General features: G+C 68.3%; 22 protein-coding genes and 1 pseudogene. 10 read left to right on the top strand and 13 right to left on the bottom strand.

The features are described 5' to 3' along the window. A pseudogene (locus VFX99_RS14825) lies at positions 1-595 on the bottom strand (extracellular solute-binding protein); the annotation flags it as partial. 306 nt (positions 596-901) lie between these two features. On the opposite strand from VFX99_RS14825, the gene VFX99_RS14820 reads away from it, so the two are divergent. Next, positions 902-1954 carry a LacI family DNA-binding transcriptional regulator gene (locus tag VFX99_RS14820; protein ID WP_329667061.1) on the top strand — a complete coding sequence of 351 codons (1053 nt, stop codon included), beginning with the start codon at positions 902-904 and terminating at the stop codon, positions 1952-1954. A gap of 61 nt (positions 1955-2015) precedes the next feature. Here VFX99_RS14820 and rplL read toward each other — a convergent pair whose 3' ends face one another. After that, on the bottom strand, positions 2016-2402 hold the full coding sequence (rplL, locus tag VFX99_RS14815) for a 50S ribosomal protein L7/L12 (RefSeq protein ID WP_292824211.1): 387 nt from the start codon (positions 2400-2402) through the stop codon (positions 2016-2018). A 40-nt stretch (positions 2403-2442) separates the two neighbouring features. After that, complete coding sequence (gene rplJ / locus VFX99_RS14810; protein ID WP_329667060.1) at positions 2443-2958, bottom strand: 50S ribosomal protein L10; 516 nt, start codon at positions 2956-2958, stop codon at positions 2443-2445. A 349-nt stretch (positions 2959-3307) separates the two neighbouring features. Between rplJ and fdhA the strand changes: the two genes are divergently transcribed. Both fdhA and VFX99_RS14800 read left to right on the top strand, forming a co-directional pair. After that, complete coding sequence (fdhA, locus tag VFX99_RS14805; RefSeq protein WP_329667059.1) at positions 3308-4531, top strand: formaldehyde dehydrogenase, glutathione-independent; 1224 nt, start codon at positions 3308-3310, stop codon at positions 4529-4531. 55 nt (positions 4532-4586) lie between these two features. After that, positions 4587-4988: a heme-binding protein gene (locus tag VFX99_RS14800; RefSeq protein WP_329667058.1), complete on the top strand. Its 402-nt coding sequence runs from the start codon at positions 4587-4589 to the stop codon at positions 4986-4988. Positions 4989-5085: 97 nt separating this feature from the next. Here VFX99_RS14800 and VFX99_RS14795 read toward each other — a convergent pair whose 3' ends face one another. After that, entirely contained in the window at positions 5086-5388 is a 303-nt protein-coding gene (locus VFX99_RS14795; protein WP_329667057.1) for a 4a-hydroxytetrahydrobiopterin dehydratase, read from the bottom strand. A 99-nt stretch (positions 5389-5487) separates the two neighbouring features. Here VFX99_RS14795 and VFX99_RS14790 point away from each other — a divergent pair, with 99 nt between their 5' ends. The 4 genes from VFX99_RS14790 (at position 5488) to VFX99_RS14775 (ending at position 9652) form a co-directional block, all read left to right on the top strand. Continuing rightward, the gene (locus VFX99_RS14790; RefSeq protein ID WP_329667056.1) at positions 5488-6159 is read left to right on the top strand and encodes a YqaJ viral recombinase family protein; all 672 of its coding nucleotides are present in this window, start codon (positions 5488-5490) and stop codon (positions 6157-6159) included. Positions 6160-6259: 100 nt separating this feature from the next. Further along, a complete protein-coding gene (locus VFX99_RS14785) occupies positions 6260-7984 on the top strand; it encodes an MDR family MFS transporter (RefSeq protein WP_414684397.1) in 1725 nt (574 codons plus the stop codon). Between the two features lie 11 nt (positions 7985-7995). Further along, positions 7996-8463 (top strand): MarR family winged helix-turn-helix transcriptional regulator, encoded by a 468-nt coding sequence (locus VFX99_RS14780; protein WP_329667055.1) that lies wholly within the window; start codon positions 7996-7998, stop codon positions 8461-8463. Positions 8464-8620: 157 nt separating this feature from the next. Continuing rightward, positions 8621-9652, top strand: coding sequence for an NADP-dependent oxidoreductase (locus VFX99_RS14775; RefSeq protein ID WP_329667054.1), 1032 nt, complete (start codon positions 8621-8623; stop codon positions 9650-9652). A 55-nt stretch (positions 9653-9707) separates the two neighbouring features. On the opposite strand, the gene VFX99_RS14770 is transcribed toward VFX99_RS14775, so the two are convergent. Next, positions 9708-10613, bottom strand: a complete 906-nt coding sequence (locus tag VFX99_RS14770) for a LysR family transcriptional regulator ArgP (protein ID WP_329667053.1) — start codon at positions 10611-10613, stop codon at positions 9708-9710. 71 nt (positions 10614-10684) lie between these two features. On the opposite strand from VFX99_RS14770, the gene VFX99_RS14765 reads away from it, so the two are divergent. Continuing rightward, complete coding sequence (locus VFX99_RS14765; RefSeq protein WP_329667052.1) at positions 10685-11386, top strand: LysE/ArgO family amino acid transporter; 702 nt, start codon at positions 10685-10687, stop codon at positions 11384-11386. Between the two features lie 29 nt (positions 11387-11415). On the opposite strand, the gene VFX99_RS14760 is transcribed toward VFX99_RS14765, so the two are convergent. Next, positions 11416-11769: a DUF1801 domain-containing protein gene (locus VFX99_RS14760; RefSeq protein WP_329667051.1), complete on the bottom strand. Its 354-nt coding sequence runs from the start codon at positions 11767-11769 to the stop codon at positions 11416-11418. Positions 11770-11828: 59 nt separating this feature from the next. Here VFX99_RS14760 and VFX99_RS14755 point away from each other — a divergent pair, with 59 nt between their 5' ends. Continuing rightward, complete coding sequence (locus VFX99_RS14755; RefSeq protein WP_329667050.1) at positions 11829-12104, top strand: acylphosphatase; 276 nt, start codon at positions 11829-11831, stop codon at positions 12102-12104. On the opposite strand, the gene VFX99_RS14750 is transcribed toward VFX99_RS14755, so the two are convergent. Next, positions 12105-13247 (bottom strand): acyl-CoA dehydrogenase family protein, encoded by a 1143-nt coding sequence (locus VFX99_RS14750; protein ID WP_329667049.1) that lies wholly within the window; start codon positions 13245-13247, stop codon positions 12105-12107. A gap of 107 nt (positions 13248-13354) precedes the next feature. Here VFX99_RS14750 and VFX99_RS14745 point away from each other — a divergent pair, with 107 nt between their 5' ends. Beyond that, entirely contained in the window at positions 13355-14053 is a 699-nt protein-coding gene (locus tag VFX99_RS14745) for a winged helix-turn-helix transcriptional regulator (RefSeq protein ID WP_329667048.1), read from the top strand. A gap of 50 nt (positions 14054-14103) precedes the next feature. Here the strand turns inward: VFX99_RS14745 and VFX99_RS14740 are convergent, their stop codons facing one another. From VFX99_RS14740 to VFX99_RS14715, 6 genes are all read right to left on the bottom strand, one after another. Next, positions 14104-14916, bottom strand: coding sequence for an amino acid ABC transporter ATP-binding protein (locus tag VFX99_RS14740; protein WP_329667047.1), 813 nt, complete (start codon positions 14914-14916; stop codon positions 14104-14106). Next, a complete protein-coding gene (locus tag VFX99_RS14735; protein WP_329667046.1) occupies positions 14903-15568 on the bottom strand; it encodes an amino acid ABC transporter permease in 666 nt (221 codons plus the stop codon). The genes VFX99_RS14740 and VFX99_RS14735 overlap by 14 nt, the downstream gene beginning before the upstream one ends. 55 nt (positions 15569-15623) lie before the next feature. Next, positions 15624-16427, bottom strand: a complete 804-nt coding sequence (locus tag VFX99_RS14730) for an amino acid ABC transporter substrate-binding protein (RefSeq protein WP_329667045.1) — start codon at positions 16425-16427, stop codon at positions 15624-15626. A gap of 105 nt (positions 16428-16532) precedes the next feature. Next, complete coding sequence (locus tag VFX99_RS14725; protein WP_329667044.1) at positions 16533-17579, bottom strand: NAD(P)H-dependent flavin oxidoreductase; 1047 nt, start codon at positions 17577-17579, stop codon at positions 16533-16535. A gap of 32 nt (positions 17580-17611) precedes the next feature. Beyond that, a complete protein-coding gene (locus VFX99_RS14720) occupies positions 17612-17941 on the bottom strand; it encodes a hypothetical protein (protein WP_329667043.1) in 330 nt (109 codons plus the stop codon). A gap of 121 nt (positions 17942-18062) precedes the next feature. Continuing rightward, positions 18063-19503 (bottom strand): response regulator transcription factor (locus VFX99_RS14715; RefSeq protein WP_329667042.1); only part of this gene is annotated, 1441 nt, incomplete at its 5' end.

Below are 19503 nucleotides of genomic sequence, written 5' to 3'. Positions count from 1 at the left end.
ACCACGCGGGACCGCCGGTGGTCTGGACGATCGTCTCGGTCAGCGTGAGCAGCTCGTCGTAAGTCGTGGGAACCTCCACGCCCCACTCCTCGAACGATGCCGGCGAATACCAGACGTAGCCCTTGATGTTGGCGAGCATCGGCGCGGCGTAGAACACGTCGTCGACGGTGCCGTACGCCTTCCAGTCCTCGGACCAGTTCTCGTCGACGTTCGCCTCGACCTCCTCGGACGCCTCCACGACCTCGCCGGTCTCGACCAAAGTCCTCAGAAGGCCGGGCTGAGGCACGATCGCGATGTCAGGCGCGTCGCCACCCTGGACCTTGGTCACGATGTTGCCCTCGAAGCCTTTGTCGCCCGTGTACTCGACGATGATGCCGGTGTCTTCGGTGAACTTATCGAAGGACTTCTGCATGTTCTCGGCCTCGATGCCGGTGATGCCGCCGGCGATGGTGACGGTTTCGCCTTCGACACTCCCCGAGTCGCCCGAGTCTTCGCCGCCGCCCTCGGCGCAGCCGGCCAGGGTCAGCGTGGCGATCGCCACCATGCCCAATGCCATCGCTGTGCGGCGATGCGCCGGTGAACGCATTCCAGTCATTTTCTGCCTCCTCGTTGAAGTGCTGTGCGCGGTGCGCGATTCAAGTCCCATCCATGTGAATTGGTCGGGAACCGATTCCATAGCCACCGTATGGGACAGAACGAGCGGGACACAATCATGGGTTGTCACAACTCGGTAACCCTCGGCGCCAAGCACTATTCGGCGCCCGAGGACGGCGCGCTAGGGTTCTAACTGCGCGCGGTACGGCAAACAGATTCGGTGTGGAATCGTTTCCACAACTGCCCGCTGCCGGCGAACTTCTCGAAGCGGATGAGGAACGCAGCTCGTACACGCAAGGGAGCACCGATGAGCGGGATCTCCGACGTTGCGCGACTCGCGGGCGTTTCGAAGTCCACCGCCAGCAGGGCGCTGAGCGGCAGCGGCTACGTCTCCGAGCGCACGAGGATCAAGGTGCGGGCGGTCGCGGCATCCCTGGGTTATGTCCCCTCGAGCAACGCCGCGAGCCTGGTGACCGGCCGCACGCGGAACGTCGGTGTGGTGATCCCCTATCTGCACCGCTGGTTCTTCGCCGAGGTGCTCGAGGGAATCCAGTCCGCGCTGCTCGAGCGGGGCCTGGACCTCACGCTGTACGACGCGAACCCGGGCACCGACGGCCGACGGCGCATCTTCGAGGACTTCCTCGCACGCAAGCGGTTCGACGGTCTGATCGCGGTCGGGCTGGAACCCGAGGATCACGAACTCGAACGGCTGCTGATGATCGGCCGGCCCCTGGTCAGTGTCGTGGGTTCGGATGCCGATGCCACCGTCATCGGGATCGACGACGACGACGCCGGGCGGCGCGCCACCTCGCACCTCACCGGGCTGGGTCACCGCCGGATCGCGTTCGTCGGCGGGGGAAGCACCGCCCGCTGGGCCAGTGTGGACCGCAGACGGCTCGGCGGGTACCTCGCGGGCATGGCCGAGGCGGGTCTGGCCGAGCACACGCAGCACGTCGTCTCAGACGTGTCGCTTCCCGGGGGGTATGCGGCATCCGTTGACCTGTTGGGCGCCGCGCGCACTCGGCCCACGGGAATCGTCGCCGTGTGCGATGAGGTCGCGATCGGCACGATCATCGCGGCCCGCAGGCTAGGGATCCGCGTGCCCAGCGACCTCAGTGTCGTGGGGATCGACGACCACGAGTACGCGGAGATGTTCGCGCTGACGACGCTGCAGCAGCTGCCGCGCGAACAGGGACGGCTCGCTGTGGAGCTGCTCGAAGCGGAGCTCGGCGGCGCCGGGGAGCCACGGCGTGTTGAGCTGTCGGCCCGTCTGATCGTGCGGGCGTCGACCGGACCCGTGGACTCCCGCCACTCGGTTTTCTCCTCCGACCCGAGGCCGGGCATCGACCACATCGGGTGAGGCGTGCGCGCAAGAATGCCCCGGATGCCGCAGCATCCGGGGCAATCTCGTGTACAGCTGGCTACTTCAGGGTGACGGTCGCGCCGGCCTCTTCGAGAGCGGCCTTGGCCTTGTCAGCGGCCTCCTTGGTTGCGCCCTCGAGCACAGCCTTGGGGGCGCCGTCGACGACGGCCTTGGCCTCGCCGAGACCGAGAGCGGTGAGCTCGCGGACGACCTTGATGACCTGGATCTTCTTCTCGCCTGCGGCTTCGAGCACGACGTCGAATGCCGTCTGCTCCTCGACCTCTTCGGCGGGAGCCGCACCGGCGGCAGCCGGGCCGGCAACGGCGACGGGCGCCGCGGCGGTGACCTCGAAGGTCTCCTCGAACTTCTTGACGAACTCCGACAGCTCGATGAGCGTGAGCTCCTTGAACGCGTCGAGCAGCTCGTCGGTGGTGAGCTTTGCCATGATTTTCTCCTTGCTTAGGTTTCTGTCAGCCGCGCCCTGATCAGGCGGCGGACTCCTGCTTCTCACGCAGCGCGTCGACCGTGCGAACGGCCTTCGACAGCGGAGCGTTGAACAGATATGCGGCGCCGAACAGCGAGGCCTTCATCGCACCGGCGAGCTTCGCCAGCAGGACTTCACGGCTCTCAAGGTCAGCGAGCTTGTTGACCTCGTCTGCGGTCAAGGCGGCACCGTCGAAGTACCCGCCCTTGATCACCAGAAGAGGGTGTGCCTTGGCGAAGGCGCGCAGACCCTTCGCGACGGTGACCGGGTCACCGTGCACGAATGCGATGGCCGAGGGACCCTTGAGGTCCTCGTCCAGCGTCGAGATACCCGCCTTGTTGGCGGCGATCTTGGTCAGCGTGTTCTTCACCACGGCGTATTCCGCGTCCTGACGAATGCTGTTGCGCAGCTCCTTGAGCTGGGCAACCGTCAGACCGCGGTACTCGGTCAGCAGAACGGCGGTCGAGTCCTCGAAATGCTTCGTGAGCTCGGCGACCGATGCATCCTTCTGCGCCATGGCCACTCCTTGTGTGTACGAGACGCTCCACGATGGCGGGGCGTCGGCCGTCGGCATCCGCTCATCGGATCTCGCTCGACAATGAAAAAAGCTCCGGCGCAAGCGCACGGAGCAAGAAACTCGGAGGAGATCTCTTTCGTACACCTGCGCGGGCCCCTGCACTGCAGAGCTTCGATCTTCGTGCGATTGCGCGCACGTCGATGACCAGCGGTCTTCGGCTGGGCTCCAGATTACGGGATGCCGCTCCTTCCGCCAAATCGCCGGGGGCGTTGCGTCACTCCAATCGAGAGATCAGGATCAGAGAGGGGCGGGGACGTCTCGTCCGACGGCTTCGAAAGGAAGGGCGACGATGCCTGCGAACAGAGCGGTCGCGTACGAGGGGCCGGGCGTGGTCAAAGTGATCGACACCGACTATCCCGATTTCGAACTGCATGACGGGCCGGGGGTCAATCCGGACAACGTCGGCAGGAAGATCCCGCACGGCGTGATCCTGAAGACCGTCGCGACGAATATCTGCGGGTCCGACCAGCACATGGTGCGCGGCCGCACGACCGCACCGGCCGGGCTGGTGCTCGGGCACGAGATCACCGGTGAGGTCGTCGAGACGGGTCCCGACGTGGAGTTCATCCAGCTGGGCGACATCGTTTCGGTGCCGTTCAACATCTCGTGCGGCCGCTGCCGCAACTGCAAGGAGGGCAAGACCGGGATCTGCCTCAACGTGAATCCCGACCGGCCCGGCAGCGCCTATGGCTACGTCGACATGGGCGGGTGGGTCGGCGGTCAGGCCGAGTACGTGCTCGTGCCGTACGCGGACTGGAACCTCTTGAAGTTCCCGGATCGCGAGCAGGCGCTCGAGAAGATCCTGGACCTGGCGATGCTGTCCGACATCTTCCCGACCGGCTTCCACGGCGCGGTCACCGCGGGTGTCGGCGTGGGCTCTACCGTCTACATCGCCGGCGCGGGTCCGGTCGGCCTCGCGGCGGCCGCCGGTGCGCAGCTGCTCGGCGCGGCCGTCGTGATCGTCGGCGACCTGAACGAGGAGCGCTTGGCGCAGGCGCGCAGCTTCGGCTGCGAGACGGTGAACGTAGGCGACGGATCCGTACCCGATCAGCTCGAGCAGCTTCTCGGAGTGCCCGAGGTGGATGCCGCGGTCGACGCCGTCGGATTCGAAGCGCGCAGCGAGGGCCACGGTGCCCAGGCGAAGGAGGCTCCGGCGACGGTGCTCAACTCGCTGATGGGCGTGACGGCCGCGGGCGGTGCGGTCGGCATCCCGGGTCTGTACGTCACCGGCGATCCGGGTGCGGTGGACGACGCCGCCAAGGTCGGATCGCTGTCGATCAGCCTCGGCACAGGTTGGGCGAAGTCGCTGTCGTTCACCACCGGTCAGTGCCCGGTCATGCGCTACAACCGCAAGCTCATGATGGCGATCCTGCACGACAAGGTGCACATCGCGGATGCCGTCAACGCGAAGGCGATCTCGCTCGACGACGCCCCCAAGGGCTACGCCGAGTTCGACGCCGGCGCGGCCACAAAGTACGTGCTCAACCCCAACGGCTACATCAAAGCCGCCTGACCCTCACCCGACGATCGAAGCCCGGGTCTGCCGGGCAGAACCAAGGAGAATCGCCATGTCCACCGTCACCCTCGAAGACGCTCGTCGCGTCATCGCCGCCGCCGAGAAGAAGGCCGACGAGATCGGCCAGCCCATGAACATCGCCGTGGTCGATTCGGGCGGCAACCTCGTCGCCCACGTCCGCCAGGACGGTGCCTGGATCGGCAGCGTCAACATCTCGGTCAACAAGGCCTGGACCTCGCGGGCCTTCGACATCTCCACGAAAGATCTCGGCGACAACGCTCAGCCGAACCAGCAGTTCTACGGCATCCACGCCACCAACGGCGGCAAGGTCGCGATCTTCGCCGGCGGCATCCCGCTCTCGCGCGATGGCGCAGTCGTCGGTGCGGTCGGAGTCAGCGGCGGTTCGGGCGAGCAGGACCACTCGGTCGCGGAGGCGGGCGCCGCGGCGTTCTGACGCCGGGCTCTGGTCGCGAGTGCCCGACTTCGCAACGGGCGCACGGCTTCCGACGCAGGCAAGCTGTGCACCCGGCGCGGAGCAGTGCGCTCGGCGCTCAGACTTTCGCTTCGATGCCCAGCTCGCGCGCGGCCGCCGATATCTGCCGAGCGAGCGCGACGTCCTTCGCCGTGAGCCCGCTCGCAGAGTGCGTGAGAAGCGTCACGCGGACGGACGGATAGGTGACCGTCACGTCGGGATGATGGTTCACTGCCTCGGCGAGCTCGGCGATCACCGCGAACAGCCGGGCCCCGGTGGCGAAGTTGCGCGTGCGGAACTCGGCGACCGCGCCGGTGTCGCCCGGCCGCCAGTCGTCCACACCGGATTCTGCGCTGAACTGGTCTGGGGTGATGGTGTCCATGCTCCGACGATGCCACTCTGCGCCCAGTTCACAAGAGGGTTCCGGCGCGCGGGCATGTCGCCCCCTGGACACGTCGGCGCACGGGGTTACCCTCGAAACGTGACCCCCGAACTCGCCGCCCGCATCGTCGCGGACTCCCGTGACCGCGTCGCGTGGGTGCGGGCGCGTTCGCGCGGAATCACGGCGACGGACGTCGCAACGCTGACCTCGCCGAACGCCATCGCGAAGGCGGCCGACGCGAAGCTGATGGGCTCGGGATTCTCCGGCAACGCCTACACGGCCCATGGCCGCGTCCGCGAACCCGAGATCGCCCGCTGGGTCGCCGCGACCCACGGCATCCTCCCCTCCAGCGCGCTCTTCCATGCGGTGATCGAGAAGCGCCACCTCGCAACGCCCGATGGCGTGGTCGTCGACCGGGAAGGGCGCGTCATCCTCTGCGAGATCAAGACGACGAACAAGGCGTGGCGCAGCATCCCGCGCTCGTATCTTCGGCAGGTGTGGTGGCAGCAGCACGTGCTCGGCGCCGAGCGCACGCTCGTGACGTGGGAGGAGCACGCCGCCTTCGTCCCCGTACAGGACGAGCCGCGCTGCGAATGGGTCGACCGTGACGAGGCCGAGATCGCGAAGCTCGTCCAGCTCGCCACCTCGCTCATCGACGAGCTGCACCGACGCACGACCCTCCGAAAGGCTGAGGGGATGACCACGGAAGAGCGGATGCCGCGGCCGCTCGCTTCTCGTGAGCCCTTCCGCGCGCTCGCACTGGCCGAATGAGCGATGGTTGACCGGGGTCAACCAAATACGATATAGTTGACACCAGTCAACCAATCGCGCCATCGCCGTCGCGCACGCACTCCGCTCTGAAAGGGCCGCCATGGCCTCCGACACAACCACCCCCGGCGATCCGGCACTCGACGCCGAAGCTCCACGCATGTCGCACCGCAAGGTGCTGGAGGCCCTGTCCGGTCTTCTGCTCGGCATGTTCGTCTCGATTCTGGCGGCGACGGTCGTCTCGACATCCCTGCCGGTGATCATCCACGACATCGGCGGCGACCAGGCGGCATTCACCTGGGTCGTCACCGCCACTCTGTTGACGACGGCGATCTCGACCCCGATCTGGGGCAAGCTCGCCGACCTCTTCAACCGCAAGCTGCTGATCCAGCTCGCGCTCATCATCTTCGTGCTCGCCACGGCCGCGGCCGGGTTCTCGCAGGACCCCGGCACGCTCATCGCGTTCCGTGCCGTGCAGGGCATCGGCGCGGGCGGACTCGCCGCCCTGAGCCAGGTCATCATGGCCGACATCATCAGCCCCCGCGAGCGTGGTCGGTACATGGGCCTCTTCGGCGCCGTCATGGCCCTCGGAACGATCGGCGGACCGCTGCTGGGCGGTTTCATCACCGACGGCATCGGCTGGCGCTGGAACTTCTACGTCGCCATCCCGTTCGCGATCGCGGCGCTGATCATCCTGCAGATCACCCTGAACATCGAGAAGCGCCCGAAGAAGAAGGCGCGCATCGACTACTTCGGCATCGTGCTGCTCGCGACGTCGGTCTCGCTCCTGCTCATCTGGATCACCAACGCCGGCAAGTCCTACGACTGGTGGAGCCTGGAGACGGTGCTGATGGCGGGAGGCGCGCTCCTGGCCGCCATCGTGTTCGTGATCGTCGAGCTCCGTTCGCGTGAGCCCCTGGTTCCCCTGTCGATGTTCCGCAACCGCACATACACGCTCGCGGTGATCGCTTCGATCGCCACCGGCATCTCGATGTTCGGCACCTCGGTGTTCCTCAGCCAGTACATGCAGATGGCGCGCGGCGCGACCCCGACCGAAGCCGGTCTGCTGACGCTGCCGATGATCGCCGGTCTCCTCATCGCCTCCATCGTCGTCGGGCAGCTCATCAGCCGGTTCGGCCACTGGAAGCCGTACCTCATCGTCGGCGGTGTGCTGCTGATCGCCGGCTCGTTCCTGCTGTCGACGCTGCACTACGACACGAACTTCGTGCTGGTTTCGCTGTACATGTTCCTGCTCGGCGCGGGCGTCGGAATGACGATGCAGAACCTCGTCCTCATCGTGCAGAACACCGCCAACCCCGCCGAGATGGGTGTGGCGAGCTCGGGCGTCGCGTTCTTCCGGAGCCTCGGCGGCACGGTCGGCGTGTCCGTCATGGGAGCCGCGCTCGCCACATCGGTGACCGACCTCTTCGCCTCCAGCAAGGAGGCGCTGACGACCGCGATCGTGAACCTCGGGGCCGACGGTGCGGCCGTCGCCGAGCAGCTTCAGTCGGGCACGCTTCCCCAGGTGAGCACGCTGCCGACCGCCGTTCGCGTCATCGTGGAGGACATCTACGCGCAGGGCATCGCCCACTCGTTCCTCATCGCCGTGCCGATCGCGGTGATCAGCCTCATCGCGATCGTGTTCCTGCCGAACAAGCCGCTCACACGCATGACGACGTCGGAGCGCCTCGCCGCGGGAGAGGCTGACCTCGCCACCGTCTCCACGGCTGAGGGGATGGCCGCGCTCGACGCGACCGGAACCATCCGCACGCAAGCGGATGCCGCGACCACCGGGTCCGCTGCGCACGAGGGGCCAGGGCGCCGATAGTGTCTCTTGCAATGTCCGATTCCGAGGTCCGCGAGGCGCGAACCGAGGCGGTGCGCGCACTCGAGGCCGAATTCGGCGAGCTCATCAACCGGATGCGTCGCGTACTGGCCGACAACGCCCAGCGCGTGGCGCCCGGTATGCTCCCCGGCGCATACAAGGTGTTCACCACCATCGTGCGGCGCGAGAGCATCACCCTGTCCGCCCTGGCCGAGGCGCAGATGGCCGACAAAGGACAGATCAGCCGCACGGTTCGCGAATTGGAGGAGCTCGGGCTGATCGTCCGCACACCCGACCCCTCCGACGGCCGGTCGAGTCTGCTCTCCCCCACCCCCGAAGGCCTCGAGCGCCTGGCGGCCGCGCGGGCGCCGCAGGAGACCGTGCTGCTCGACACGCTCGAAGCCTGGTCCGTGGACGAGATCCGGGATCTCACCCGCCTGCTGCATGCGCTGACGGCCGGTGAGACTCCCGAGCACCGCTGAGTTGCCCGCGTCAGGCACGCTCGTCACATCGGAAATCCGGCCGGGCTTAGTCGGCCGGTAGCACCCGCGTAACACGGGCGAGACATAGTCAGGGTTGACTGGGACCATCAGCCGACGAGTGCTGCCGACGCCGACACGCACGTGGAAGGAGCGACGGATGAGATTCCGGCCGCTGCGACCAGCATCCGCCCCCGATTCCGCCTTGATCGCAGTCGCCGATCCCCCGGAGACGATGCGGGCTGCCGTCATCGACGCCACCGGAGGTGTCGAGGTGCTGCACCAGGCCTCCGTGCCCGTGCCATCCCCGGTTCTGAGCGAGCTGCTCGTCCGCGTCGTGGCGGCAGGCATCAACCCCATCGACGCGAAGACCCGATCGGGCGCAGGCGTCTCCGGATCCATCGCGTCGTACCCCGCGGTCCTGGGATTCGACTTCAGCGGCATCGTCGTGAAGTCTCCCTACGAGTCCCATCCCCTGCCGCCCGGCACCCCCGTCTTCGGCATGGTCCCGTTCCCGCGGTCCGGCGGCAGCTATGCCGAGTTCGCGGTCGTTCCGTCGCAGTCCGTCGCCCGCAAGCCGTCGTCGCTGTCCCACGTCGAGGCCGCCGGGGTGCCCCTCGCGGCCCTCACCGCCTGGGGCCTGGTAGTCGAGACCGCCCACGCGCACGAAGGCCAGCGGATCCTGATCCATGCCGCAAGCGGCGGCGTCGGGCACCTCGCCGTGCAGTTCGCCGCCTACTTCGGCGCGCACGTGACCGCAACCGGTTCGGCGCACAACGCCTCCTGGCTGCGGGAGCTCGGCGCGTCCGTCGTGATCGACCACACGACGACCAGATTCGAAGATGTCATTGCGGACGTCGACGTCGTCATCGACCTCGTCGGCAACGTGCACGCTCAGACCGGAGAGCGGTCGCTGAAGGTGGTGCGTCCCGGCGGGCTGTACATCCTCGTGCCGACCGGTTCATGGCCCGGTTACGTCGACGCCGCCGCGGACGCGGGCGTGCGGGCGACGAGCTTCAAGGTGATTCCGGACGGCAGTGCACTGGCCACCGTCGGCAGGCTGCTCGACTCCGGTGCCGTCCAGGTCTACATCGACCGCGTCTTCGACCTGGACGATGCTGCCGCCGCGCACGCGGAGCTGGAACAGGGTCACACCCGGGGCAAGATCGTCCTTCGGGTCAGCGACGACTGACGGCGTTTCGTCTCGCGCTCCGGGCTCGCTCAACGACCGGGTGCCTCGGGCTCGCTCAACGACCGGTGTCCAGTGGGCGGAGCACGCGACGCCCCTCCGCGACGATCTCGTGCGCGATCGCATCGAGCAGCGGGGAGCGCAGGTTCCACTGCTGCCAGTGCAGGGGCACGTCGATCGGCGGGCCGCCCAGACGCACGAGCTCACCGCCATCCAGCCCGCTGCTGGACTGGAAGCCCGGCAGCAGCGCCCATCCCAGCCCGAGACGAACCGCTGACGCGAAGTCGCTCGAGGCGGGAACGTAGTGCCGCGTCGGCAGCGCCTCGTCGATGCCGCACGCCCGCAGCCAGCGCGTCTGCAGATCGTCGCGTCGATCGAAGTCGACGAGCGGCGCGCCCGCCAGCGTCGCCGGCTGGTCCGGATCCGGCATCCAGCGCTCTGCGAACGCCGGAGTCGCGACGGCTTCGTACCGCATCGCCCCCAGCGCACTCACGCGGCATCCGGCGACCGGCGTCGAGCGCGACGTCACCGCGCCCATGACGGTCCCCGACTCGAGCAGTCCCGCGGTGAAGTCCTGATCGTCGCGGTGCAGTTCGAAAACGACCGGATGCTGCGCCGAAAGCCTCGCGAGCGGCTCGAGGAACCACGTCGCAAGTGAGTCGGCGTTGACCGCGAGCGGGACCGTCGTCCGCGAGTCCGGACTGCTGTCGTCGCCGAGCTCGGCCAGCGTGTCGTGCTCCAGGAGGGCGACCTGCCGCGCCATCCGCACGACCGCGGTTCCGGCCTCGGTCGGACGCGCGGGCTTGGAGCGGACGAGCACCACGCGGCCGAGCTGCTCCTCGAGCGTCTTGATGCGCTGACTGACCGCGGACGGTGTGATGTGAAGCCGGCGGGCAGCGGCATCCAGAGTGCCTTCGTCCACCACGGCGGCGACGGTCTCGGCCAGCTCAACGGGAATCCTCATCATCAGTCAGGCTAATGCATGTGAAGAATCATGAGCTGGACTGTCGCATCGCCACGCCGTAGCGTCGAGATGTGCTCACCCCCCTCCTCGCCGGACTCGGCCTCGGTCTGTCTCTGATCATCGCGATCGGCGCGCAGAATCTCTTCGTCCTGCGCCAGGGCCTTCGGCGGGAGCACGTGATCCTGGTGTCCGCCATCTGCGCGATCTCGGACGCTGCCCTCATCGCCGTCGGCGTGTCGGGAGTGGGCCTGGTGCTGCACGCCGTGCCATGGCTGATCGACGTCGTACGGTGGGCGGGCGCCGCCTTCCTCGTCGGATACGGCCTGCTCGCGGCCCGCCGCGCGTGGCGTCCCTCAGGCGACGCGCTCGGAGGGCGTGGAGAGGACTCCGACGCCCCGGCCGCGGAACCCGAGGCCCTGCCTTCCGGCCCGACCGCCGCGCCAACGAGCACGACGAACGGTACGACCGTGGCCCGGACGGCGACGCGGGCCCTGCCGGTCGCCCTCACCTGCCTCGCCCTGACGTGGCTCAATCCCCACGTGTACCTCGACACCGTCTTCCTGCTCGGCTCCGTCGCCAACACCCACGGCGATGCCCGTTGGCTCTTCGCGATAGGCGCGATGATCGCGAGCGTCGTGTGGTTCTTCGCCCTCGGGCTGGGAGCCCGCTACCTCGGTCGCTGGCTGGGCACGCCGCGCGCGTGGCGCATCCTCGACGCCGTCATCGCCGTCGTCATGATCGGCATCGGCGTCAGCCTGGTCCTCCCGCACTGATCGACCCGCGGCGGCAGTGCCGCCGGTCGTCACCCGTCGATCAGATCGCGACGCCGTCGCACGAGCGCGCGGATCACATCGTCGGGCAGCGGATGCTCCGGCTGGAACCGGATGGTGCCCTTGTCCAGGCCCGTGCCCGCGACCGCCTCGACGTCCGCCGCGACCGCGGCGACGGCATCCGGGCTGAACGGGTAGAGTCCGATGTGTCTCTTCGCGCGCATGACAGAGATCAGCGGCTTGCCGCGGTAGACCAGCGCGGGCATACCGTAGCCCCTGCCCTGCTCGGCGTCCGGCACCACCTCGCGGGCCAGTGCGTAGACCCGATCAATGACCTCCCGGTCGCCGGTGTCGAGGTCGTTGAGGTAGTCGTCGACGGTTCCCATGCAGGCATCCTGGCACCCGCCTCTCGCCAGTGCACCCCCGAAGACGGCACGATGGAACCATGAGGCGTGCGCACGTGATCGTCAGCGGCGACGTCCAGGGCGTCGGGTACCGGTACACGATGCGGATGATCGCCGACGACGCCGGGGTCGCCGGCTGGGTGCGCAACCGCCGGGATGGCACCGTCGAGGCGGAGGTGGAGGGCACACCGTCCCAAGTCGACGAGGTACTGGCCTGGATGGCCGAGGGACCGCCGGGTTCCCGGGTCGACACGGCGCAGGTGACGGATGCCGCTCCGACCGGCGAACGCGGGTTCGAGGTCCGGCGCGACGCCTGATCAGGTCTGTGGCAGACCGAGCGCGTGCCTCCCGGCAGCCAGGAGCGTCGCCTCCGGCGTGAGCGGGTGGAAGGCTGCGGCCCGGATGTCCCGATAGCAGCGCTCGATGACCGACCCCTTGAAGAACGCGCTGCCGCCTGCGACCTGCATCGCAAGGTCGCACACCTCGACGCCGGCCCGTGCGATCTCGGCCTTGGCCGCCATGATTGCGAGGAATCCGTCGAACGACGGCGTGGGGTCATCCCCGATCTCGGTCAGCGCGCCGTCGAGCGCCCAGGCGGCGACCTGAAGTCGCTGACGCATCAACCCGATCGCCCGCTGCACGATCGGATCGTCGGGATTCCGGGCGCCGGCTTTCAGCGCCTCGGCGTACGCCGCCTCGGCCACGCCGAGGTACGCACCCGAGATGATCGAGAACCCGATGCTCGCGATGACCTGCAGCGGCGGATCGATCACACCGTAGGGTCGATCCGCGAGGACGCGCTCCTGCGGCACGAAGACGTCGGTGAGCACCACGTCATCGCTGGCGGTGCCGCGCATCCCCAGCGTGTCCCAGTTGCTCCCGACGTCGACGCCCTCTGAGGCGAAAGGGATCGCCATGTTCAGCACGCGCATGCCGCGGTCCGGATCGTCGAACGGGAACATCGTCGACATGACCGTGCCGACGGATGATTGGCTGACGAAGCGCTTGCGCCCGCTGACGCGATAGCCGCCGTCCACGGCGACAGCTTCGCCGGCGGGGTGGGTGAAGTCGCCACCGCCGGTCGAGACGAGCACGATCTGCTCGTCGGCGATGCGGCGCAGCGTGGCCTCCGCGCCCGGCAGCCCGCGCCGATAGCGCCACGCGGTGAAGCAGGTGACGTGCTGGTGCATGGCGCTGGCGAGCGCGGTCGCACCGCAGTAGTGTCCCAGCGTCCGCTGCAGGCCGGCGACCTCGCGGATGGTGGCGCCGTCTCCTCCCAGTTCGCTGGGAACGGCGGCTCGGAGCAGACCGGCCTCACGGAGCGCGCCGTACGCCTCCGAGACGAAGGTTGCTTCGCGGTCGTGACGGGCGGCGTTCGCCGCCAGGACGGGTCCGATCTCATCCGCGCGATCGGTGAGCGAGGTGGACATCCGTGTTGCAGTCGAGTCGATGGTGGTCATGAAGCCAGCATCCGACTGTCGGCCTCTTCCATCCAGTGCACGATCGCGACCGGGCCGGTCCAGATTCGGGACTACCCCCATCGGCGTCGCCGCGCGACCATTGGAGCATGGCGGATTACGGGCGGTACTGTCCTGTGGCGATGGCCAGCGAGATCATGGCCGACCGGTGGACTCCCCTGATCGTGCGCGAACTCGTACTGGGCAACACCCGGTTCAATGACATCGCACGCGCACTCCCGGGCATCTCGCGGTCTCTGCTTGTGCAGCGGCTGCGTCACCTGGAGCGAAGCGGAGTTCTCGAGACCTGGCCGTCTCCCACCGGCCACGGCAGCGAGTACCACCTCACCCCGGCCGGGCGCGACCTGGAGCGTGTCATCGACAGCCTCGGGCGCTGGGCGATCGAGTGGCTCTTCGACGACCTCGAGCCGCACGAGGTCGAACCCACCACCCTCATGTGGTGGATGCATCGCCGGATCGCGGTCGACCGGTTCCCGCCGCGGCGGGTCGTGATCGAGTGGCGCCACACGGCGCCCGCTCCCGAGACGATCTGGTTCGTGCTCGAGCACGGCGCCGTATCGGTGTGCACCCAGCATCCGGGATTCGAGGTCGACCTCGTGGTGACCATGGCGACGGCGGACCTCGCCGACGTGTTCCAGGGTTATCGCCGCTGGCGAGATGCGATCGACTCCGGGGCGATCTCGGTGACCGGGCCGCCGCGCCTGGCGGCGGCTCTGCCCGGTTGGTTCCTGTGGAGCCCGTGGGTCGACGTCACCCACGCACGGGCGCACCGCACGGTGACAGCGTGAGCCGACTCGGCCTCGCGGCGCGCGCTCGCGGCGCCACGACCTCCTGACGCTCAGCCGTCGAACGGCCGGAGGATCCGATCCAGGAACCGCCGCGTGCGCTCGTGAGTCGGGTTGGTGAGCAGCGACTTGGGGGCGCCGCGCTCGAGGATGACGCCGTCGTCGAAGAACAGCACCTCGTCGGCGACTTCCCGGGCGAAAGCGAGCTCGTGCGTGACGATCACCATCGTCCACCCCTCGTCGGCGAGTTCCTTGAGCACCACCAGCACCTCACCGACGAGCTCGGGATCGAGTGCACTGGTGGGCTCATCGAAGAGAAGCAGGTCGGGCTGCAGAGCGAGGGCGCGGACGATTCCGACGCGCTGCTGCTGTCCGCCCGACAGCTCGAATGGGAAGGCATCCCGCTTCTCCGCCAGACCCACGCGCTCGAGCAGCCGCTCGGCGCGTTCCACTGCGACCGCCTTCGACACGCCGTGCGCGTGCACCGGTCCCTCGATGACGTTCTCCACGACCGTGAGATGCGGAAACAGGTTGTGATGCTGGAACACCATCGCGGAGCGGTCTCGCAAGGCCAGTCGCTGCGCCTTCGACGGAGCCTTCGAGAAGTCGATGGCTGCGGCATCCGCGAATTCGATCGCGCCGCCGTCCGGCGTCTCCAGTCCGTTGAGGGTACGCAGTACGGTCGTCTTGCCCGAACCGCTCGGACCGATGAGGCAGACCACCTCACCGCGGCGCACCTCGAAATCGACGCCCTTCAGAACCTGGTTGGCGCCGAAGCTCTTCTGCAGACCGCGCACCTGCAAAAGGGGCGCGCCCGACGGCTCGGCCGTCGGAGCCAGAGGGTCGGCGGGGTCAATGGGCGACATAGCGATCCAGCCTCTTCTCGAGAGCGCCCTGCCCTGCCGAGAGCACCAGGCAGAAGAGCCAGTAGATGAGCGCCGCCTCGAGGTAGATGATCATGAACTCGTAGGTGAACGCCGCGATGACCTGCGCCTGGCGGAACAGCTCGGTCACCAGGATCAGGGACGCCAGCGACGTGTCCTTGACCAGCGAGATGAAGGTGTTCGACAGCGGCGGCACTGAGACGCGCGCCGCCTGCGGGAGGATGATCCGGGTCAGTGACTTGGTGTGCGAGAGGCCGACGGTGTGAGCGGCTTCCCACTGGCCCTTCGGCACCGACAGGATCGCCGCGCGGATGATCTCAGCGGCGTATCCGCCCACATTGAGCGAGAAGGCGATGATCGCCGCCGGCCACGGATCGACCACGATGCCGATCGAGGGCAGTCCGTAGAAGATCACGAACAGCTGCACGAGCAGTGGCGTGCCGCGGATGACGGAGATGTACGACCGCGCGATGCCCGAAAGCACGGGGTTCGCCGAGATCCGCATCAGCGCGACGCCGAGGGCGATGATCAGGCCGATCGCGAAGGACGCGAGCGCGAGCGGAATCGTCGCGCTGAGCCCGGCCCACAGAAGCGGCCAGAACGAGTCGACGATCAGCGTCCACGTCTCGTTCATGCTTGCTCCTCACCGACGTCGACGGCCGCTGTCGCGCGACCTCGACCCGTCAGAACTACGACGTGACGTCGGCGCCGAAGTACTTCTCGCTGATCTCGGCGAGCACGCCCTCTTCGCGCAGCTCCGCCAGCGCGTCGTCGATGGCATCCACCAGGGACTGCTTGTCCTTCGTGAACGCGAACGCGCTGCTGGCCGGGTCGTCGGTCTCGGCGGCGATCTTCAGGCCGGTCGGGCCGTCGGTGGTCTCGTAGTCGAGGAAGGTGAGCTTGTCGTTGATGGTGGCGTCGACGCGGCCGTCGCGCAGCAGCGAGACCGCTTGGGCCCAGCCCTCGACCGCCTCGACGGTCGCGCCGCTCTCCTGAGCCAGCTCGTACCAGTTGCTCGTGAGCGACTGGGCGGTCGTCTTGCCGGCGAGGTCGTCGAAACTCGAGATCGAGTCGTCGTCCTCGGTCACCACGATGACGCCCGGCGAGACGGTGTAGGGCGCGCTGAAGAGGTACTTCTCCTCGCGCTCCGGGTTGATCGACACCTGGTTTGCGATGACGTCGAAGCGGCCCGCCTCGAGTCCGGCGAAGATGGCATCCCACTGCGTCTCTTTGAACGAGACCTCGAGGTCGAGCTTCTCGGCGACGGCCTCGGCGATCTCCACATCGAAGCCGACCAGATCACCCGACTCATCGTGGAAGCTGAAGGGCCGGTACGTGCCTTCGGTCGCAACGGTCAACGTGCCGGCCTCGACGAGATCGAACTCGTCGCCCTCAGCCGACGATCCGGCGGACGTGCTCCCACTGCACGCGGACAGCGTGAGGGCGGCGGTGGCGAGAAGGGCGAAGGCGGCGACAGCGGTACGACGTGACATGCGGGGGATACTCCTGTGGTTCGGCCCGGCTGTGGCTGGGCATGACGAACCAGTACAACACGGATGCCGGGAGGCTCCCGCATCGCGTTACGTCGCGTTTCGCGCTCAGCGCGGCACGCCTGCTCGCAGCTCGGCGAACACCTCGGCGGCGTCGGAGCGGGTCGCGAGAGCCGCGGACTGCCCCGCCCACAGCGAGAGGTGGTCGCCTCGGTCGTGCGCGGCGGCCGCAGTGCGGAACACGCCGGTGAGCCAGTTCTGCGCCGGGAATGGAGCCACCAGCCCGCGGGTCTCGACGTCGCGCAGGGCGCGATTCGGGATGCCGCGGGCGAGACGGCCGCTCATCGCCCGGGTGAGCACGGTGCCCGTGTCGCTCGCGCCGGCGATCGCACGCCGGTGCGACTCGGGCACGGCCGACTGACGCGTTCGCAGGAAGGCGGTGCCCACCTGAACGCCGGCGGCGCCGAGTGCGAACGCGGCCGCGACCCCGCGCCGATCCGCGATGCCGCCGGCGGCGATCACCGGCACGCGAACCGCATCGACCACCTGCGGAATGAGCGAGAAGGCGCCGACCAGCGACTGCTCGGCGGGCTGCAGGAACGACACCCGGTGACCGGCCGCCTCCGAGCCGCTCGCCACGATCGCGTCTACGCCCGCCGCATCGAGTGCCGCCGCCTCCGCGACGGTCGTCGCCGTCGCGAGCACACGGATGCCGCGACGGCGGGCGTGGTCGAGGACATCCGGTGCGGGAATGCCGTAGACGAAGCTGACCACGGCGGGCGCGGCATCCAGAATCGCCTCGAATTGGGCCTCGAAATCCGGGAGGAACGCTGCCGGCGGCGTCGGCGGCTCGACGCCGACGATCTCGTACTGGGGTGCGAGTGCATCGAGGTAGGGTCGCAGGTCGAGGTCCGCCGGCGTCACCTCGTCGCCCGTGGGCAGCCACAGGTTCACCGCGAACGGTCGGTCGGTGGCAGCGCGCAGGCTTGCGATCGTGTCTCGGATGCGGTCGGGGGCGTAGCCGTACAGACCGTACGAGCCGAGCCCCCCCGCCTCGCTGACCAGAGCGGTCAGTTCGATCGACGACGCGCCACCGAAGGGACCGAGCACGATGGGTTCATCGATTCCGAGCGCATCCTGCAACGTCGCGGGCATCGCGGTTCCTTCCTGGTGCGAGCCCTTCGACGCTACGCCCCGGACGCCTGCTCCGCACGGATGCGACGTCGAGGACGGGTGACGCGGGTCGCCGCGACGACGCTGGAGCGACGCTGGCGCAGACACAGCACGAGCATGATGGCGCACGAGAGGACGTAGAACGTGTGCAGCGCCCAGATCGGACCGATCGGCAGCGTGAACACGTAGAGCGAGTACACGAGGTTGGCGCCGTTGATCATGACCAGGCTGGCGAGGCTGTAGGAGGAGACATCGCGCGTGCGCATCGCCTTGCGCAGCATCGGCAGGTTGCTGACCGCGAAGACCACCGTCGAGATCGTGCCTGCGACGATCGGGATGTCCATGCCCCTCAAGGTAGGCGCACCAGCCGGCCCTCCGCTTCGTCAGAATCATCCATTCACCGGCGGTGCAGGGATGGGTCGAATTATGCAGATCGGCCACTCGGCCACCTATGCAGACCGGGCGTCAGATGAGTCCGTGCTGATAGGCGTACGCCGTCGCAGCGGCCCGCGACGACAGACCCAGCTTGCCGAAGATGTTGCTGAGGTGACGGGCGACGGTCTTCTCGCTGAGCGACAGCCGGTTCGCGATGGCGCGGTTGGTGAGCCCGGTCGAGACCAGCCTCAGCACCTCCACTTCGCGAGCAGTCAGGACGCCCGCGGTGCGGTCGCCGGTCAGCGCCGCCAGCTCGGTCAGGGCGGGTCGCGCGCCGAGGGTGAGGAAGACCGCGCGCGCTGCCTCCAATTCCTCGGATGCTGCGTCGGAATCTGTGAGCGCGGCGTGCACACGTCCGAGCAGCACTCGGCACTGTGCTTCTTCGTAAGGAATGTGCAGCGACGACCATGCTGACCGTGCCCGCTCCGCGGCATCCAGGGCACTCTGCGCGTCTCCCTCGGCGAGCAGCACGTGAGCGTCCGCGGTGATTGCCGACGCCACGAGCAGAAGCGGTGGATCCGGGGTCGAGCCGCGCAGCCCTTTCAGGTCGTCCGCTGCCCGCCGAGCCGCAGCGACGTCGCCCGCGGCGAGCTCGATGTCCACCACAGCGGGCAGCAGACGACGGCGGGTCGCTTCGCCGGCTGCGTCCGTGCTGCGGCGGATCATCGCCTGCGCGGCACCGGGGTCGCCCCGGGCCGCGAGGAGCAGTGCCAGGCCCGGCTGCGGATCCCACCCGCTCTGCGCCGCCCGGCGATAGTGATCCTCCGACCGGATGAACTCGCCCCGCAGCCGATGCAGTTCGGCCAGCTGGTAGTTGGCGACGAAGCCCGCTGTGAAATCCCCTGCGCGCAAACGCTCCTCCGCGAGGGAGGCCGCGGCGGCCGCCTCCGCCCATTCCCCGTGGAGCAGGAGAAGCTGTGCGCGGTACGCATGGCATTGCCCGCTGTACGCGATCAGCTCCGGCTGCGGACGGCACCACCGGACGAAGGAGTCCGTCCATGTCTCCGCGCGTGCGAGATCGAACCCTTCGAGCGCGACATCGAGGATCGCGCGGTAGAAGACGCACGTCGTGGTCGGCGAGATCTCTCCGGTGGCGATGATCGCCATCGTCCGGTCGAGGCTCGCGAAGCCCTCCGCGGTCCGGCCGATCGTCGTGAGGCTCTTGCCCCGCCCGAATGCCGCGTGCGCCGCCAGTTCGCGATCGCCGGTTCTCTCGGCGATCTCGGCGATCTCATCGAATCGCCGGACCGCATCGTCGATGTCGCCGACGAACATCGCTGTGAGCGCGGAAGGCACCAGGGCGACGAACCCGCCCACGGATTCCGGTTCCGGCAGTCGATTGATCAGACGCGTGCCGCGCGCCGCCCAGCTCGCCGTGCGCGCGACCTCGCCTGCCTCGAGCAGCTCCATGGCGAGGCGCCCGGCGGTGCGCGCCGCGCCGAGCACGTCATCGCGGGCGATCCAGTACTCG

The sequence above is a fragment of the Microbacterium sp. genome (assembly GCF_036277215.1).
Taxonomy (GTDB): Bacteria; Actinomycetota; Actinomycetes; order Actinomycetales; family Microbacteriaceae; genus Microbacterium.
Note: the sequence above shows the minus strand (reverse complement) of the source record. Positions and strands in the feature narration are given on the sequence as shown.

Bases quoted from the DNA above. Each gene is read 5' to 3' on its own strand.
- VFX99_RS14820 (WP_329667061.1), top strand. From the start codon at position 902: ATGAGCGGGATCTCCGACGTTGCGCGACTCGCGGGCGTTTCGAAGTCC.
- rplL (WP_292824211.1), bottom strand. From the start codon at position 2,402: ATGGCAAAGCTCACCACCGACGAGCTGCTCGACGCGTTCAAGGAGCTC.
- rplJ (WP_329667060.1), bottom strand. From the start codon at position 2,958: ATGGCGCAGAAGGATGCATCGGTCGCCGAGCTCACGAAGCATTTCGAG.
- fdhA (WP_329667059.1), top strand. From the start codon at position 3,308: ATGCCTGCGAACAGAGCGGTCGCGTACGAGGGGCCGGGCGTGGTCAAA.
- VFX99_RS14800 (WP_329667058.1), top strand. From the start codon at position 4,587: ATGTCCACCGTCACCCTCGAAGACGCTCGTCGCGTCATCGCCGCCGCC.
- VFX99_RS14795 (WP_329667057.1), bottom strand. From the start codon at position 5,388: ATGGACACCATCACCCCAGACCAGTTCAGCGCAGAATCCGGTGTGGAC.
- VFX99_RS14785 (WP_414684397.1), top strand. From the start codon at position 6,260: ATGGCCTCCGACACAACCACCCCCGGCGATCCGGCACTCGACGCCGAA.
- VFX99_RS14780 (WP_329667055.1), top strand. From the start codon at position 7,996: ATGTCCGATTCCGAGGTCCGCGAGGCGCGAACCGAGGCGGTGCGCGCA.
- VFX99_RS14775 (WP_329667054.1), top strand. From the start codon at position 8,621: ATGAGATTCCGGCCGCTGCGACCAGCATCCGCCCCCGATTCCGCCTTG.
- VFX99_RS14770 (WP_329667053.1), bottom strand. From the start codon at position 10,613: ATGAGGATTCCCGTTGAGCTGGCCGAGACCGTCGCCGCCGTGGTGGAC.
- VFX99_RS14760 (WP_329667051.1), bottom strand. From the start codon at position 11,769: ATGGGAACCGTCGACGACTACCTCAACGACCTCGACACCGGCGACCGG.
- VFX99_RS14755 (WP_329667050.1), top strand. From the start codon at position 11,829: ATGAGGCGTGCGCACGTGATCGTCAGCGGCGACGTCCAGGGCGTCGGG.
- VFX99_RS14750 (WP_329667049.1), bottom strand. From the start codon at position 13,247: ATGACCACCATCGACTCGACTGCAACACGGATGTCCACCTCGCTCACC.
- VFX99_RS14745 (WP_329667048.1), top strand. From the start codon at position 13,355: ATGGCGGATTACGGGCGGTACTGTCCTGTGGCGATGGCCAGCGAGATC.
- VFX99_RS14740 (WP_329667047.1), bottom strand. From the start codon at position 14,916: ATGTCGCCCATTGACCCCGCCGACCCTCTGGCTCCGACGGCCGAGCCG.
- VFX99_RS14735 (WP_329667046.1), bottom strand. From the start codon at position 15,568: ATGAACGAGACGTGGACGCTGATCGTCGACTCGTTCTGGCCGCTTCTG.
- VFX99_RS14730 (WP_329667045.1), bottom strand. From the start codon at position 16,427: ATGTCACGTCGTACCGCTGTCGCCGCCTTCGCCCTTCTCGCCACCGCC.
- VFX99_RS14725 (WP_329667044.1), bottom strand. From the start codon at position 17,579: ATGCCCGCGACGTTGCAGGATGCGCTCGGAATCGATGAACCCATCGTG.
- VFX99_RS14720 (WP_329667043.1), bottom strand. From the start codon at position 17,941: ATGGACATCCCGATCGTCGCAGGCACGATCTCGACGGTGGTCTTCGCG.